The sequence below is a fragment of the Thermococcus chitonophagus genome, from assembly GCF_002214605.1.
In the GTDB taxonomy this organism is placed as follows: Archaea; Methanobacteriota_B; Thermococci; order Thermococcales; family Thermococcaceae; genus Pyrococcus; species Pyrococcus chitonophagus.
Genome location: NZ_CP015193.1, coordinates 26,360 through 38,689, shown reverse-complemented (window position 1 = coordinate 38,689; position 12,330 = coordinate 26,360). Strand labels below are relative to the sequence as shown.

Sequence of the window (12,330 nt, the reverse complement as noted above, 5' to 3'; positions counted from 1 at the left end):
CATTTTATTTAAAACTGCTCAGCTAACCATTTTTCAAGTGATAATGGCTCAATTGACAATATTCTTTTACCTTGGGAGATAAGCCTGTTTATCTCTCCTATGTTATTTATGACAACTGTTCCATCTTCAAATACTACTCTAAACCCACTTATGTTTTTCAATTCTTTTTTCATCAAGTTTTTTATCACTTTGCCATTGTGTAAAACTACAATGCTGTCGACTTTGTCTATGCTAGTGAAAACGTGAGATACAATGATTATGTTAATTTTCTTCTTTAGTTCGAGAAATGTTTCCATCATTTTCTTCTTTGCGATTATATCTATATTGCTGAAAGGTTCGTCAAGAAAAACCACTTTCGGAAAGCCAACAAAGGCACTAGCTACTAGAAATCTCCTTTTGTATCCTTGAGAAAGTTCTCTAAATTTCTTTGTTTTGACGCCTTCTAAGTCAAATAGTGAGAGAATTTCATCTGTGTTATCATTTCCCCGAAATTCTCCAATCGTGCGGAGGTAGTCAATGATCCTGACTGAAGATGGGAACACAGTTTTTTCATAAGAAAAAGATATATCGTTGGGCTTGAGATTAAGATAGTGTTTTTTAAGTATCTTTATCTCTCCTGAGTCAGGAGGTACTATATTGCTGACTATCTTGATAAAAGTTGTTTTTCCACTTCCGTTGGGGCCAAGTATATATGAAAGGCCTTTCTCGAGGGTAAAACTGACGTTGTCAAGGGCTTTGATTTTTCCATATGATTTACTCAAGTTTGAACACTCTAAGAGCATATGTCGTCCCCCCTCCTGCAATTAATACTAATATCACGTAGAACAGCGGAAACTCTATTTCAGGTTTCAGCATGATGGCGGTTTTTCCCTTATTCTTTATGACTGCTACTACTCCGACGGCACGAATACTTGTGCTGAAATTCTTATTAAATCTGCCTTCTGCGGTAAAGACTGTAACATTAGTCCCCTCTATTCTGTACTTTCCGGCGAAAGGAAGAATAACTTCTTCCATGCAAACGGAGTAAAGATTTTGATTTTCGTCGTTAAAAGTAAGAAATTGTACTTCCACGATTTTGTTAGATGCATGGTAAAAGAGACTTGATAGCGCCAGTATGAAGAGTATAGTTGATATCAAGAAAGCTTTTTTAATGCTCATTTTCAATAGTAATCCCCCCTTTCAAATGCTTTTAAGGACAAAGCTGGAGACACTGCAAACAAAGTCGTCCCAATTAATCCCCATTTTCCGAGGGGTATTTGTCCTGAGGTTGATGACCAAGCGAGTAGTCTGAAGAAGGGGAAAACAAGGTCACCAACGTTCTCTGACGTAAGGAAGATACTAGCTACTAAAAAAGACACTAGAATCGAATACGCATACTCCCTAGATGTAGCACTCAATGTTGCAGAAAGGAAAACTCCCCAAAGAGAGGAGAGGGCCATTACCAAAAGCAAGAGCACAAGATTAGACTTCAGGGCTTTAACTCCCGTAAGGGGAAATATCGCTGCGAGCCCTATGGTCAGTATAGAGGATAGAAAGAAAGAGTACAATATAAGTGGAGCTATCCTATGAAAGAACACCTTCTTCTTGTCTCTTACTAGCCCTATATCGTAAATTATTGTGCCCGTTGACAATGCTTTCCCGAAAGTTAGTGCAGTCAAAACAGATGTTACAAGGAAAGCTCCTATGAGAGACGTTCTAACTCCTCTGTTAAATGCTTTCACTTGCTCTGTGGAGACATCCTGAATAAATGGAGCTAGAGAAGTCTCGAATTGAGCAAGGGTTTCTTCAACGTCAGCTAGAGGGACAGTTTTCAAAAGTTTAGCTCCACCAATTCCTGTTCCTGAAAGATTAAGGTCAATAAACGCAGTCCAAGAGAGATACAGGAGTAAGGAAGGAGCTAAAATTATTAGGACAATTATTCCAGTGCTTGAACTAATTTCTAGACTTACATGCTTCATATTTATCACCTCGACTTGGCTACTATAAAGAGCCCTACCCCAAGTAACACAATAAGACCTAACAACACACTTTCATTTTCCGAAGTATCACTTTCCAGAAATTTCAAGATTTCATCTGAAGGCTGGATTTCGAACCCAAGTAAAACTGGCCCTTCATATATCCCAAACGGGTCTTTAGGATAAAGCAACTCACTACCCACGACATATGGTGGCTTTGTTAGAAGGTTTGCATATTTTATCTTGACTGGACTATCACAGGTTGTGTTACTTGATGGGAGGAGAGTTCCGTAACAGAAAATATATGTAAACTCTCTAGTTGACATAATGTCAATTGGTTTGGGAATTGCTATCTTGGTGGTATTTGTTAGGTATACATCTGCTCTTTCCATTCTCTCAACCTTAAGGAACTCAAAAATGTGGAAGGGCCTGAATTCTAACTTTCCATTCCCAAATATATAGAATGGAAATAGGACCCTTGTATTGTTAAGCTTGAAGGTATTAGTCTCCCTGTCCACAATAAAGTTAATTATAAACTTTTTCTGTGTTAAGTTAAATCCAGAAAAATCCCTTATGAAGAGCTCTACAGAAACGTTTACGGACTTTCCTAGGTCTTGGCAGTTTAATATTTTAATATCTCCTACATATCTCGTGTTTCCAGCTCCTCTGGGAGTTATATATGGAACAGTCTCATAGGTATCCAAGTCAACTTGGCGTAATGGAATTATTGAAACAGATCCAGTTATTCTGCAGTCCTCATTAGCGATTACACTATCCATGATCAGGATTGAGAAAAAGAATAATAAGACGAGCGCAGCTCTTTTCAATAATATCCCCCCTATTCATGAATATAAACTCTGCCACCAACATCCACATTGGGGTTGTAGATTACCACTTCTGTGTAGTCTTTCCAGATGCTGTGTATAATTTTTCTGACGACTTTTACATATGCTACAGCATTGACTCTGTATCCATAGTCAGTTTTTTCCATGACCTTTTTCTTCCAGTAGTATGTCTTGTAGTATCTGACATCCTTTTCAAGTCCATCAAGTTCTTTGGCTTTTACTTGGAGGAGATACTTTGGACTAACGGCTACTTTTCCATTGGAAAGGTGAGCTATACTGTACCCTGATGCTGCTCCAGCGGTGACTCCATATTTTCCAGATATGACCACCTTGAAAGTAAGGTACGCACTCCCGTACCTGGCTGTAAGCTCTATATTGGCAGAGGTTACACCATCTGCCGTATCGATCCATTTTCCTAGAATGGCAACTGATACAGGTGCATATCCCATGACGAAATTCATTGGGACTATACTTCCAAACACAAGTATTATTATGAGTAGTAATTTGGTTTTAGTATTCATTTTTTAGTCACCTTAATATTATACAACCTAACTACTTATAACTTTTTATTTTCTACATATGTAGTTCTAGTATGATAAAATATTTTAAAAGTTAAAGTTAAATAAATGTCCTTGAGAGTGGCCCAATCATGTTGATAATTGATACACTGTTTCTTACTAATTTGGAAAGAAAAATTTTTGAAAAAAGAAAAGTGATTTCATGTGCCCGGGGGGAGCGAAGGGGAGTCATCGCTCGGTTAATCCTTCAGCTCCTCCCCCGCGGTTGCCCCGGGCGGAATAAAATTAGCAAGATTTTTATATAACTTTGACTAGCTTGAGGCTAGGTGAGAGCATGGCCAAGGAGAAGACAACTCTGCCACCAACGGGAGCAGGTTTAATGAGGTTCTTTGACGAGGACACAAGGGCAGTAAAAATAAGTCCAAAGGGCGCAATAGTTCTAGTGCTAGTGTTCATCATGATCGAAATCCTTCTTCACGTGGTTGGTCCCAGGATATTCGGTTAGATTGGCGTCTTCTTTAACCCTCTTGCATTCAACTCATCATTGACTATTCTCCTCATTACATCCTCTAGATATCCTGAGATCAAAGTTTCAACGTTGGCCTTTATATTGTCTATGTCATGCCTTATTCCCTCAAGTAGTTTGATATACTCCCTAGCCATCTCTAGTTGTCCTTCCTGCTTGAGTAATTGCTCTTTAAGGTGATCAAAGTCATCTTCGAGAACTTCAAGTCTTCTGAGCTTCCTCTTAAGCTCCTCTAGTTCTCTCTCAAGTTGTTCTTTTTCTGATTTTAGTTTCCTAATTTCCTCTTCCTTCTTTTCAAGCTCCTTGACAATATTATTATATTCTTCGGCTATCTGGGCCAATCTCTCTATTTCCCTTAAGGGAGGAACCTTGCCATCTCCAAGGATTATCACGTCAGGGCCAACATTGACTATATCGGAAGGCTTGACCTTTATCTTCTTCTCTGATGAGAACATCCCTGAATGGAACTCTCCCCTCGATATATTTTCGAGGGCTTTCATCTTAAATATGAAGACGTATTGATCCCCAGTTACTTCAACGTTTATATCGGTGACGTACCCGAGGATTTTCCCCTCGGGAAGGGAGATAACGAACTTATTGACAAGTTGCATTCCTTGGCTCTCCTCCATTACATTCACCCTTTATCTTTCGTGCTTCCTTCTACTTAACGTTTTCTAAAGCAACTTGTAGTACCCTGTTTCTGGTTCGTATATCTCTCCATCGATCAGCAATTCCGCTATCGCGTCCTCTATGACCTCCTCGTCGTACTTGCTTCCAAGTTTCTTCATCAAATACTTCCGTGATACTGCAATTTTCTTCTGTCTTAGTATCTTGAGTATCTCTTCCTTGACTTCTTCTAAGAGCTCATTGTCCTCTTTTATCTCCTCTTCGGTAACTTCCTCCTCGAGTAGCTCTTCAACTGGCTCCTCCATTGCTCTCTGCTCCATCATTATGCCGTAAAGCTCGTCTATTGTCTCAAGTAGCTCCTCATCTATTCCCTTGTTCTTGGCTATTACCTTTGACTTTGCAGTGATCCCATACTGGTTGTATATCTCTAGGGCTATCTTGGCCTTCTTTATGTGCTCGACCTTTTCCTTGAGCGTTTCGTAGCGGTGAAGTATCCACATGTTCGGGTGGACTTTGGCCACCCCCTCGACAAGTATCTGCTTGTCATCTCTCCACTCCGCTATCTTTCCTATCACCTGCACTAGGTCACCCTTCTTCACGAGCTTGGCGAACTTTGTATCATCTCTGAATCCAAGAACCCAGATTACCCCAGTTCCGTCATCTATCTGGAACTTGCCGTAGGTCTCGTCTTCAGCTATAAGGGGCTCCCTAACCACTGTTCCCACGATTTTTGCCCTGTATATTTTTCTTGCATCCTTGGTTATCAGGTAGTTTGGTTCAAAGTCACCCTCGCTCTTAACGAAGTATCCCTCCAGGATGTCCTTAATATAAACGCGAGTAGCAGGCATTCTCTTCTTCATTCTGACCACCACATAAGCTCTCTTTCTAACTTCGGCAGAACTTTCCTCTCTAACTCCATAATCTCTTCTAAGGCCTCTAAGTCTGCATCGCTAAAGTCTTGAATTATCTCACCGTAGATGTGCATGCCCTCTTCGTTCCTTATTATCCTCCCTATAACTCTGACAACTTGGCCTACCCTTGGCAGCTCTCCTTCGCTCTCAATTATAGCAACCCCAGTCCCATCGTCAAGCCAGAACATGTACTCCATCTTGTCGACCTTAATTACCCTGCCGATGAGCGAAACTCTAGTGTCATCTTCTCGAATCTCGCTTATCCTTCTCTCTACAGCAGGTTTTCTCCTTCTCACTGGCTGCTCCATTTTACATCACCCCCAGCTCTTCAAGCTCTCTCTTAACCCTCTCTATTTCCCTCCTGTAGTCAACGTCCTCCCAGGAGGATGCCCTCAGAATTAAGCCCAGAAACCTGTCCTCTATCACATTCCCTCTGACCACTATCTCCTTTCCTATTATCCTGTAGAACTCTTCCTCAGCTAACTTTCTCGCTGCCTCTTTTATCGTCATTCCCATGCTTTCCATTTCCCTTATCTTCTCGCTAATTTCCTCTGGGCTGACACCCAGTAGCTCTTCGGCATCGTCACCGAAGAGAGTGACCCTTATGTAGCCAGTTCCATCATCGAGACCAAAGTCAAGAATCGTGATCTTTATTGGCTCAACTTCTCCGTGCTCTGGGCATATCCACGTTTCTGTTCCTGGATCGTAGTCGACTTTTCTCTTGCACTCGGGGCATGCATCATAAACTAGAACCCTGTAGACTTTGGCTATTGTCCCTCTAAGCTCTATGAACCTGTCTCCTGCTTCCACATCTTTGATCTTCTTTCTCGTGTACGTGGCAATTCTCACTTCCTCGAGTGGCGGGATTGAATCAACTCTGGGGTCCTCTGGATTGAGGATAACCCTTGCCCTAAAGTTTATGTGTAGCTCTGGAAGTCCAGAGAGGCTTTCTCTTACCTGAGCATCGAGAACCTTTATTATGTCTCCGACCTCTATCTTGTTGTAGTACTCTAGGACTTTTGAATCCCACAGGACTACTCTTGCTCTTCCGCTGTCGTCGTATATTATCAAACTGGCAACCCTTCCAACTGAGCCGTCCTTCTTGGTGTACTCCCTGGGGGGATACTTCTTTAGGACTCTCCCTACTACGTTTACCTCCCTGGGATCCATTCCTGGGTAAAGATCTGATATCTTCATGAGGCTCTCCTCTTCTTTTTCTATTAGCTCAACCCCCAATCTTTCCGCTAGCAGTGCTGCAGCTCCCTGTTCGCTTAATAGAGGATCCTCTTCCATGATCTTCCTGATCTCTTCTTCAATTTCCTCTCTACTCATTCCGGTTTTCCTCTCGATGATCTCGACGATCTTCTCTTTCGTCAGCACCACCATAATAACCACCTTTCCAATAATTTAATTAAGTGGGGTTTTTAATACTTTCGCCTGTGGTACTAGAATTGGTAGTAGAATCCTTCTCTCGGCCCTCAGTTTCTTCCAGCTTCTTAACGAGATCCTCGTATTCCGCGTGAATAACCTTCTTGAAGGCTTCTCGGATTATTTTGGGGTCGTTTTCTGGGAATCCATAGAGTTCGGCGAATTTTTCTGTAGTCCCAAGAAGCTTTGTCCTCTCGTAGGGTTCGGCGTATATTAGGCCCATTTCGAGGAGCTTTCTTATGTGTTCATAAGCCTGACTTCCCCTCAGCTTGATTATCTTGCTCTGCTCTACTGGTTGAAGATATGCAATTAGTGCGAGGGTTTTCAGCTCTCCAGCCCTGAGTTCTGGCTTGGGCATTAAGTGTATGACCCTCTGCGAATACTCCTGCTTTACCTGCATGACCCACTTATCTCCTGCAACCTTAACGACTTCTATTGCGCTCTTTCTTTCCGCGTATTCACTCGCTATAAGTTCAATGAGCTTTTCAAGGTAGTCTAGGGATTTAATGCCGAGGGCTTTTGATAGCTCCTTAACGCTTAGAGGCCTCCCGGCAACGAAAAGTGCAGCTTCGACTAGTGCCTTATCCTCAAGCAATCCCATGATTTGCACCTAAGGATAAATAGAAAAGGGAAACTTAAAAGTTCACTCCGAAATTTCCGTTGGATATATTGGAACCCTTCCGTGGGGAATGCCGTACTTCTTGCCGTACCACTCGCTGAGGAAGTACCAGGCTAGGACAAGGAGGACAAAGCCTATTGGAAGGAGTATTACTGGACTTCTAATGCCTGCAGCAAAGAGAATGTAGAGTACTAGACCAACTGAAGAGGCCGTCACTGCATATGGTATTTGCGTTGTGACGTGGTCAATATGATCCGAGCCCGAGAACATTGAGCTCATGATTGTCGTATCGCTTATCGGTGAGCAGTGGTCTCGCAATAGGCATTAGTATTCCAAAGGTTCCCCAACTAGTTCCTGTTGTAAATGAGATGAACATCGCTGTCAAGAATATTATCATTGGAATTAACCCTGCGGGAACTTTTGCACTTTCTGCTAGACCAACAACATAATCTGCAGTACCGACAGCGTCAGTTGCGCTCTTGATGCTCCATGCAAGAATCAGGATGACATTAGCCATCATCATTTGCTTCATTCCCTGTATTATTGCACTCTCAGCTTGTTCAACTGTCATGGTCTTTGTGAAGAGAACTAATGCCAGTGCGACGAGAACCATCGCTGCAGAACCCCATAGCAGGGAGGTTGCTGAATCAGCGTTTCCCAGTATGTCCATCACTCCACAGGTGCCTTCACATGCAGATTTGCCCGTGTAGTAAAGGCCAAATAGCGTTACAAACACAAGGCTCAAAATAGGCCATACGAAGAAGTGAACACTTCCTCTCTCCGTTATGGGCTGACCAAGATCAGTTTCAGTGGCCATTAGAGGTTTTGCTCCATCCCTAACTACTTTTCCTGTTGTTCTAGCTCTCATTTCGGCCTTTAACATTGCTCCATAGTGTCTCTGGGTGTAAGCTACGATAAACACAAGGATTATTGCGAAGATTGAATAGAATCTATATGGGACACTGTGGAGCCATGCATAATATGGTCCCATATCAATGTTAAGCTTCTTGAATGCGTCTCCTATCAGTCCAAGTTCATATCCAATCCATGTTGAGACAATGGCTATTCCTGCAACTGGTGCTGCAGTTGAATCGTCGATGTAAGCGAGCATTTCTCTTGAAACTCTCATCTTGTCAGTTATTGGTCTCATAGTGTTTCCGACTATTATTGTGTTTGTGTAGTCATCAAAGAACACTAGTACTCCAAGGAGCCATCCAAGGAGTGTTGCATCTCTGCTAGTCTTTATTCTCTTAGTTAGGGCATTTGCTACTGCATGGACTCCGCCCGACTTGTATATTAATCCAACGCCCGCACCAATTAGGAAATCAAATATCAGTATTGTAGCATTCCAGCTATCAGTTGCGTTCTTAACAATCCAATCAAATGTTTGTACGAGACCTCCTATGGGATTCCAATTAGATACCATCCATCCCCCTGTCCAAACACCTGCAAACAGAGCAAACACGACTCTCTTCGTCCATATTGCCAGTCCTATAGCAACTAATGGGGGCAATAGAGATAAAATCCCAAAGTCACCCATCAATGCCACCTCCTAAAAATTTTCGGCAAGGTATTTTAACTTCGGGTTCTTTTCCTGGGATCCCTCCTCCAGTTGTTAAAAAATGTAAAGACATCGTTGCTTTTACTGTTCCAGTAAAAGTTCTTACTCGTACGTCAATCATCAAAAAAGTTCTTCAGCGCTTTTGTTTAAAACCTTTGCTTACACTTAGCATGTCAATAATGCTTTTAAGATCGGGTGTTTATGACAGGTTCATGTACTGGATTGGAGAAGACAACGTTGCAGGAGAACCTGGGAAGGTGCTCTACGTTATACTTCCCACAATTGGGTGTTACAGATACAGAATTGGGAAAGCATGTTACATGTGCTCCTACCCTGCTCAATCCCCCAGGAACACGTCTCAAGAAAAAATTTTGAACTATTTCCTTGAGGCTCTCTCTAAGATAAAGGGTAGGGAGGGAAGGTTTGCTGTTAGGATTTTCACTTCAGGCTCATTCTTTGATTCAGCTGAGGTTAGGAGGGAAACCAGGCGTAGGATATTCGAGGAGATAGCAAAGCTTGAGAACGTTTACGAAGTAGTTGTCGAAACAAGGAGCGAGATAATAAAAAAGGAATGGGTTGAAGAGCTTGCAGAGATTGTTAAGGGGAAATGGTTTGAAGTTGCCCTGGGGCTTGAAACTGCTAACGATGATATAGCGGAGGTATCGATAAACAAGGGGAACACATTTGAGCAGTTCGTGAGGGCTAGTGAGATAATCCACGATGCCGGAGCTAGGGTTAAGACATACCTACTTTTGAAGCCCATCTTCCTTTCTGAGAGGGATGCAATTGAGGATGCAAAGTACAGCATAGAGAGGGCCGAGCCTTACACGGACACGTTCTCGATAAACATAACGAACATTCAACGGGGAACGCTTTATGAACTGATATGGGAAAAAGGGGAATACAGGCCTCCCTGGCTTTGGAGCGTTGTTGAAGTTCTCAAGTGGGCAAAAAAGAGATTCCCCAGGAAGAGATTCTTGTCGGACCCTGTAGGGGCTGGATCAACTAGAGGTCCTCATAACGGTTGTGGTAACGATAGAACCTTTGACAGGGCGATAAGGAAGTTTTCGGCGACTCAAGACCTTAAACACCTAGAAGACCTTCCCACCGATTGTCTGGAAAAATGGAGGTACATAGTAAATGAAGGAATACTTGACTGGCAACTGGTTAAGGCTAAGACTTCCCAATACTCAGATTTTTGAAGAGTGGATCCTCTCCCAGCTCCTCTTTCAACCTTTCAAAGTTCTTGTAAAGCCTGGGGAGCCTTGACTTACTCCTTTCCAACATTTGATTTCCAATGTCTATTGCAAACTTCAAGTATTCATCAGTAACGAGAACCTTTCCATCCTTCCCCAGGGGAACGGTAAGGTATTCAGTCCCATTAATTTCAACGAGGTACCTAGAGGATATGGCCTTGAAAGTTGTGTACTTAAAACCGCTCGAAAGGCCGACCTCGTGGACTAGTTTAGCTTTCTCTTCATCTTCCGCAACCACATGAAATATTGGAGGCTGGCTCTTCAGGAATATTATCCCACTTTTGGCCTTCTTTAAAGCTTCTTTGGCCTCTTCAAACTTCAAGGGCCTGTGAACTTTTATAAGCCATCTAGAAAGGGGTTTCGCTCCGAGCGCTGGCTCCTCTAATATGCCGATTCTTCCCGAACAGGAGGATGTTGTGTAAATCCCCTTTATTGAATTAATTAGAAGAAGTAAGTCAATAATGTCTCCATCAACTTCTCTTTTCTCCATTGCCTGAAATAGGCTTATTAACGCCTCGCGTTTGGCTTTCATAGAATAATCACCCTTCTTTAATTAATTCTGGCGAAAACTTTATAAATCTATTCCAAAAGCTCTCGATTGAGTGGCCGGGGTGGTGTAGCCTGGTTAGCACAGGGGACTGTGGATCCCCTAGCCCGGGTTCAAATCCCGGCCCCGGCCCCAGAAGGCCTTCTTTGGGAGGTTAGAGCTTCATTGAACGAACTCGCCGAGTGTTTTCATGACTACTTCTCCCAACCGAGGCATAATACTATAAACCCTTCACAAGAACAATTTTTCGATGGACGAGCTTTACGAGAAGTGGAAAAGAACCGTCGAAATGCTCGAGTGGGAAGGGATTATAAAGAGCAAAGAGGTTAGGGAGGCTTTTCTCAGGTACCCAAGGTACCTTTTCGTTGAGGACAGGTATAAAAAGTACGCTCACCTTGATGAGCCCCTTCCAATACCCGCGGGTCAGACCATTAGTGCCCCTCACATGGTTGCAATTATGTTGGAGTTAGCCAAGCTAAAGCCTGGGATGAACGTCCTTGAAATAGGGACTGGGAGTGGATGGAATGCTGCCCTAATCTCATACCTCGTAAAGAGGGACGTATACACCATCGAAAGAATTCCAGAGCTGGTGGAGTTCGCAAAGAGGAACCTCGAGAGGGCTGGCGTTAAAAACGTCCACGTAATCCTGGGGGATGGAACCAAGGGGTTCCCTCCAAAGGCTCCTTATGACGTCATAATAGTCACGGCTGGAGCTCCCAGAGTGCCAGATCCCCTCGTTGAACAGCTAAAACCTGGGGGCAGGCTCATAATCCCCGTAGGGAGCTATCACATGTGGCAGGAGCTCCTTGAAGTCATTAAGAAAAAGGATGGAAGTGTAGAAATAAAGAGCCACGGTGGAGTGGCTTTTGTTCCGCTAATAGGCGAATACGGGTGGAAAGAATGAAGTTGATAGCCTTTGACCTCGAAGGGACTTTAACCGATATGATAAGCTGGGAACTTCTTCACAGGAAGTTCAAGACATGTGACAAAGCCAAAGAACACATGGAACTCTTCTTCTCTGGAAAGATAGACTATTACGAGTGGGCAAGGCTTGATGCCTCCCTTTGGAAGGGCAAGAGTAGAGAGGAAGTTGAAGATGCCTTTAAGAAGATCACCCTTAAAGACTACGCCCAGGAACTTCTTTCTTGGCTCAAGCGGAACGACTTCAAAACGGCCATAATCAGCGGTGGGCTGATGTGCTTAGCTAGGAGGGTCGCTGAAATTCTGGGCGTTGATTACGTGTTCGCAAACGAGCTCGTGTTTGATGAGGAGGGTAGGATAACGGGGGATGTTATAGTTAGGGTTACATTTGACAATAAGGGTGAGATCCTTAGGTCTCTGAAAGAAAAACTCAAACCAGAACTTACAATAGCGGTTGGCGACTGGGAGAATGACATACCAATGTTCAGGGAGGCTGATATAAGCATTTCCCTTAAGGGGGATGGGGCAACTTACAGGGCGAGGGATCTTAGGGAGGTCAAGGATATTATTGAGAAAATTCTTCGTGGACAAAAAGGTTGAGGCGAAAAGTTTAATG

16 protein-coding genes, 1 tRNA gene and 1 pseudogene are annotated in these 12,330 nt (G+C 43.1%); 5 read left to right on the top strand and 13 right to left on the bottom strand.

Features of this window, described 5'->3' with window-relative positions:
* Window positions 1-8 precede the first annotated feature (8 nt).
* From A3L04_RS00240 to A3L04_RS00220, 5 genes are all read right to left on the bottom strand, one after another.
* Entirely contained in the window at window positions 9-782 is a 774-nt protein-coding gene (locus A3L04_RS00240; protein WP_068575620.1) for an ABC transporter ATP-binding protein, read from the bottom strand.
* Entirely contained in the window at window positions 754-1,014 is a 261-nt protein-coding gene (locus A3L04_RS10910) for a hypothetical protein (protein WP_157092382.1), read from the bottom strand. The genes A3L04_RS00240 and A3L04_RS10910 overlap by 29 nt, the downstream gene beginning before the upstream one ends.
* 146 nt (window positions 1,015-1,160) lie before the next feature.
* Entirely contained in the window at window positions 1,161-1,958 is a 798-nt protein-coding gene (locus A3L04_RS00230) for a hypothetical protein (RefSeq protein WP_068575616.1), read from the bottom strand.
* A gap of 5 nt (window positions 1,959-1,963) precedes the next feature.
* On the bottom strand, window positions 1,964-2,782 hold the full coding sequence (locus A3L04_RS00225; RefSeq protein ID WP_068575614.1) for a hypothetical protein: 819 nt from the start codon (window positions 2,780-2,782) through the stop codon (window positions 1,964-1,966).
* Between the two features lie 11 nt (window positions 2,783-2,793).
* Window positions 2,794-3,321 (bottom strand): hypothetical protein, encoded by a 528-nt coding sequence (locus A3L04_RS00220; RefSeq protein ID WP_068575612.1) that lies wholly within the window; start codon window positions 3,319-3,321, stop codon window positions 2,794-2,796.
* 331 nt (window positions 3,322-3,652) lie between these two features.
* Between A3L04_RS00220 and A3L04_RS00215 the strand changes: the two genes are divergently transcribed.
* Entirely contained in the window at window positions 3,653-3,823 is a 171-nt protein-coding gene (locus A3L04_RS00215; RefSeq protein ID WP_068575610.1) for a preprotein translocase subunit Sec61beta, read from the top strand.
* On the opposite strand, the gene A3L04_RS00210 is transcribed toward A3L04_RS00215, so the two are convergent.
* The 7 genes and pseudogenes from A3L04_RS00210 to A3L04_RS10905 all read right to left on the bottom strand — a co-directional run bounded on the left by A3L04_RS00210 (window position 3,820) and on the right by A3L04_RS10905 (window position 9,111).
* On the bottom strand, window positions 3,820-4,473 hold the full coding sequence (locus A3L04_RS00210; protein ID WP_068575608.1) for a hypothetical protein: 654 nt from the start codon (window positions 4,471-4,473) through the stop codon (window positions 3,820-3,822). The two genes, A3L04_RS00215 and A3L04_RS00210, sit on opposite strands and share 4 nt — an antisense overlap.
* A 45-nt stretch (window positions 4,474-4,518) precedes the next feature.
* Window positions 4,519-5,331: an OB-fold nucleic acid binding domain-containing protein gene (locus A3L04_RS00205; RefSeq protein WP_068575606.1), complete on the bottom strand. Its 813-nt coding sequence runs from the start codon at window positions 5,329-5,331 to the stop codon at window positions 4,519-4,521.
* Window positions 5,328-5,690, bottom strand: a complete 363-nt coding sequence (locus A3L04_RS00200) for a replication protein RepA (protein WP_068575604.1) — start codon at window positions 5,688-5,690, stop codon at window positions 5,328-5,330. The genes A3L04_RS00205 and A3L04_RS00200 overlap by 4 nt, the downstream gene beginning before the upstream one ends.
* Before the next feature lies 1 nt (window position 5,691).
* Window positions 5,692-6,768: an OB-fold nucleic acid binding domain-containing protein gene (locus tag A3L04_RS00195; RefSeq protein WP_068575602.1), complete on the bottom strand. Its 1,077-nt coding sequence runs from the start codon at window positions 6,766-6,768 to the stop codon at window positions 5,692-5,694.
* Between the two features lie 25 nt (window positions 6,769-6,793).
* Entirely contained in the window at window positions 6,794-7,411 is a 618-nt protein-coding gene (scpB, locus tag A3L04_RS00190) for an SMC-Scp complex subunit ScpB (protein ID WP_068575600.1), read from the bottom strand.
* Window positions 7,412-7,453: 42 nt separating this feature from the next.
* Window positions 7,454-8,969: pseudogene (locus A3L04_RS00185) on the bottom strand (Na+/H+ antiporter NhaC family protein).
* Window positions 8,962-9,111 carry a hypothetical protein gene (locus A3L04_RS10905; protein WP_157092381.1) on the bottom strand — a complete coding sequence of 50 codons (150 nt, stop codon included), beginning with the start codon at window positions 9,109-9,111 and terminating at the stop codon, window positions 8,962-8,964. The pseudogene A3L04_RS00185 and the gene A3L04_RS10905 overlap by 8 nt, the downstream one beginning before the upstream one ends.
* A 91-nt stretch (window positions 9,112-9,202) precedes the next feature.
* On the opposite strand from A3L04_RS10905, the gene A3L04_RS00180 reads away from it, so the two are divergent.
* A complete protein-coding gene (locus A3L04_RS00180) occupies window positions 9,203-10,192 on the top strand; it encodes an archaeosine biosynthesis radical SAM protein RaSEA (protein ID WP_068575593.1) in 990 nt (329 codons plus the stop codon).
* On the opposite strand, the gene taw3 is transcribed toward A3L04_RS00180, so the two are convergent.
* The gene (taw3, locus tag A3L04_RS00175) at window positions 10,164-10,778 is read right to left on the bottom strand and encodes a tRNA(Phe) 7-((3-amino-3-carboxypropyl)-4-demethylwyosine(37)-N(4))-methyltransferase Taw3 (protein WP_068575590.1); all 615 of its coding nucleotides are present in this window, start codon (window positions 10,776-10,778) and stop codon (window positions 10,164-10,166) included. The genes A3L04_RS00180 and taw3 overlap by 29 nt on opposite strands.
* A 73-nt stretch (window positions 10,779-10,851) precedes the next feature.
* Here taw3 and A3L04_RS00170 point away from each other — a divergent pair.
* The 3 genes from A3L04_RS00170 to A3L04_RS00160 all read left to right on the top strand — a co-directional run bounded on the left by A3L04_RS00170 (window position 10,852) and on the right by A3L04_RS00160 (window position 12,314).
* Window positions 10,852-10,928 (top strand) — tRNA-His (locus tag A3L04_RS00170).
* 115 nt (window positions 10,929-11,043) lie between these two features.
* A complete protein-coding gene (locus A3L04_RS00165; RefSeq protein WP_068575588.1) occupies window positions 11,044-11,697 on the top strand; it encodes a protein-L-isoaspartate(D-aspartate) O-methyltransferase in 654 nt (217 codons plus the stop codon).
* Complete coding sequence (locus tag A3L04_RS00160) at window positions 11,694-12,314, top strand: HAD-IB family phosphatase (protein ID WP_068575586.1); 621 nt, start codon at window positions 11,694-11,696, stop codon at window positions 12,312-12,314. Before A3L04_RS00165 ends, A3L04_RS00160 begins: the two co-directional genes overlap by 4 nt.
* The last annotated feature ends 16 nt before the right edge of the window (window positions 12,315-12,330 follow it).

Bases quoted from the DNA above. Each gene is read 5' to 3' on its own strand.
- A3L04_RS00240 (WP_068575620.1), bottom strand. From the start codon at position 782: ATGCTCTTAGAGTGTTCAAACTTGAGTAAATCATATGGAAAAATCAAA.
- A3L04_RS10910 (WP_157092382.1), bottom strand. From the start codon at position 1,014: ATGGAAGAAGTTATTCTTCCTTTCGCCGGAAAGTACAGAATAGAGGGG.
- A3L04_RS00230 (WP_068575616.1), bottom strand. From the start codon at position 1,958: ATGAAGCATGTAAGTCTAGAAATTAGTTCAAGCACTGGAATAATTGTC.
- A3L04_RS00220 (WP_068575612.1), bottom strand. From the start codon at position 3,321: ATGAATACTAAAACCAAATTACTACTCATAATAATACTTGTGTTTGGA.
- A3L04_RS00215 (WP_068575610.1), top strand. From the start codon at position 3,653: ATGGCCAAGGAGAAGACAACTCTGCCACCAACGGGAGCAGGTTTAATG.
- A3L04_RS00210 (WP_068575608.1), bottom strand. From the start codon at position 4,473: ATGGAGGAGAGCCAAGGAATGCAACTTGTCAATAAGTTCGTTATCTCC.
- A3L04_RS00205 (WP_068575606.1), bottom strand. From the start codon at position 5,331: ATGAAGAAGAGAATGCCTGCTACTCGCGTTTATATTAAGGACATCCTG.
- A3L04_RS00200 (WP_068575604.1), bottom strand. From the start codon at position 5,690: ATGGAGCAGCCAGTGAGAAGGAGAAAACCTGCTGTAGAGAGAAGGATA.
- A3L04_RS00195 (WP_068575602.1), bottom strand. From the start codon at position 6,768: ATGGTGGTGCTGACGAAAGAGAAGATCGTCGAGATCATCGAGAGGAAA.
- scpB (WP_068575600.1), bottom strand. From the start codon at position 7,411: ATGGGATTGCTTGAGGATAAGGCACTAGTCGAAGCTGCACTTTTCGTT.
- A3L04_RS10905 (WP_157092381.1), bottom strand. From the start codon at position 9,111: ATGATTGACGTACGAGTAAGAACTTTTACTGGAACAGTAAAAGCAACG.
- A3L04_RS00180 (WP_068575593.1), top strand. From the start codon at position 9,203: ATGTACTGGATTGGAGAAGACAACGTTGCAGGAGAACCTGGGAAGGTG.
- taw3 (WP_068575590.1), bottom strand. From the start codon at position 10,778: ATGAAAGCCAAACGCGAGGCGTTAATAAGCCTATTTCAGGCAATGGAG.
- A3L04_RS00165 (WP_068575588.1), top strand. From the start codon at position 11,044: ATGGACGAGCTTTACGAGAAGTGGAAAAGAACCGTCGAAATGCTCGAG.
- A3L04_RS00160 (WP_068575586.1), top strand. From the start codon at position 11,694: ATGAAGTTGATAGCCTTTGACCTCGAAGGGACTTTAACCGATATGATA.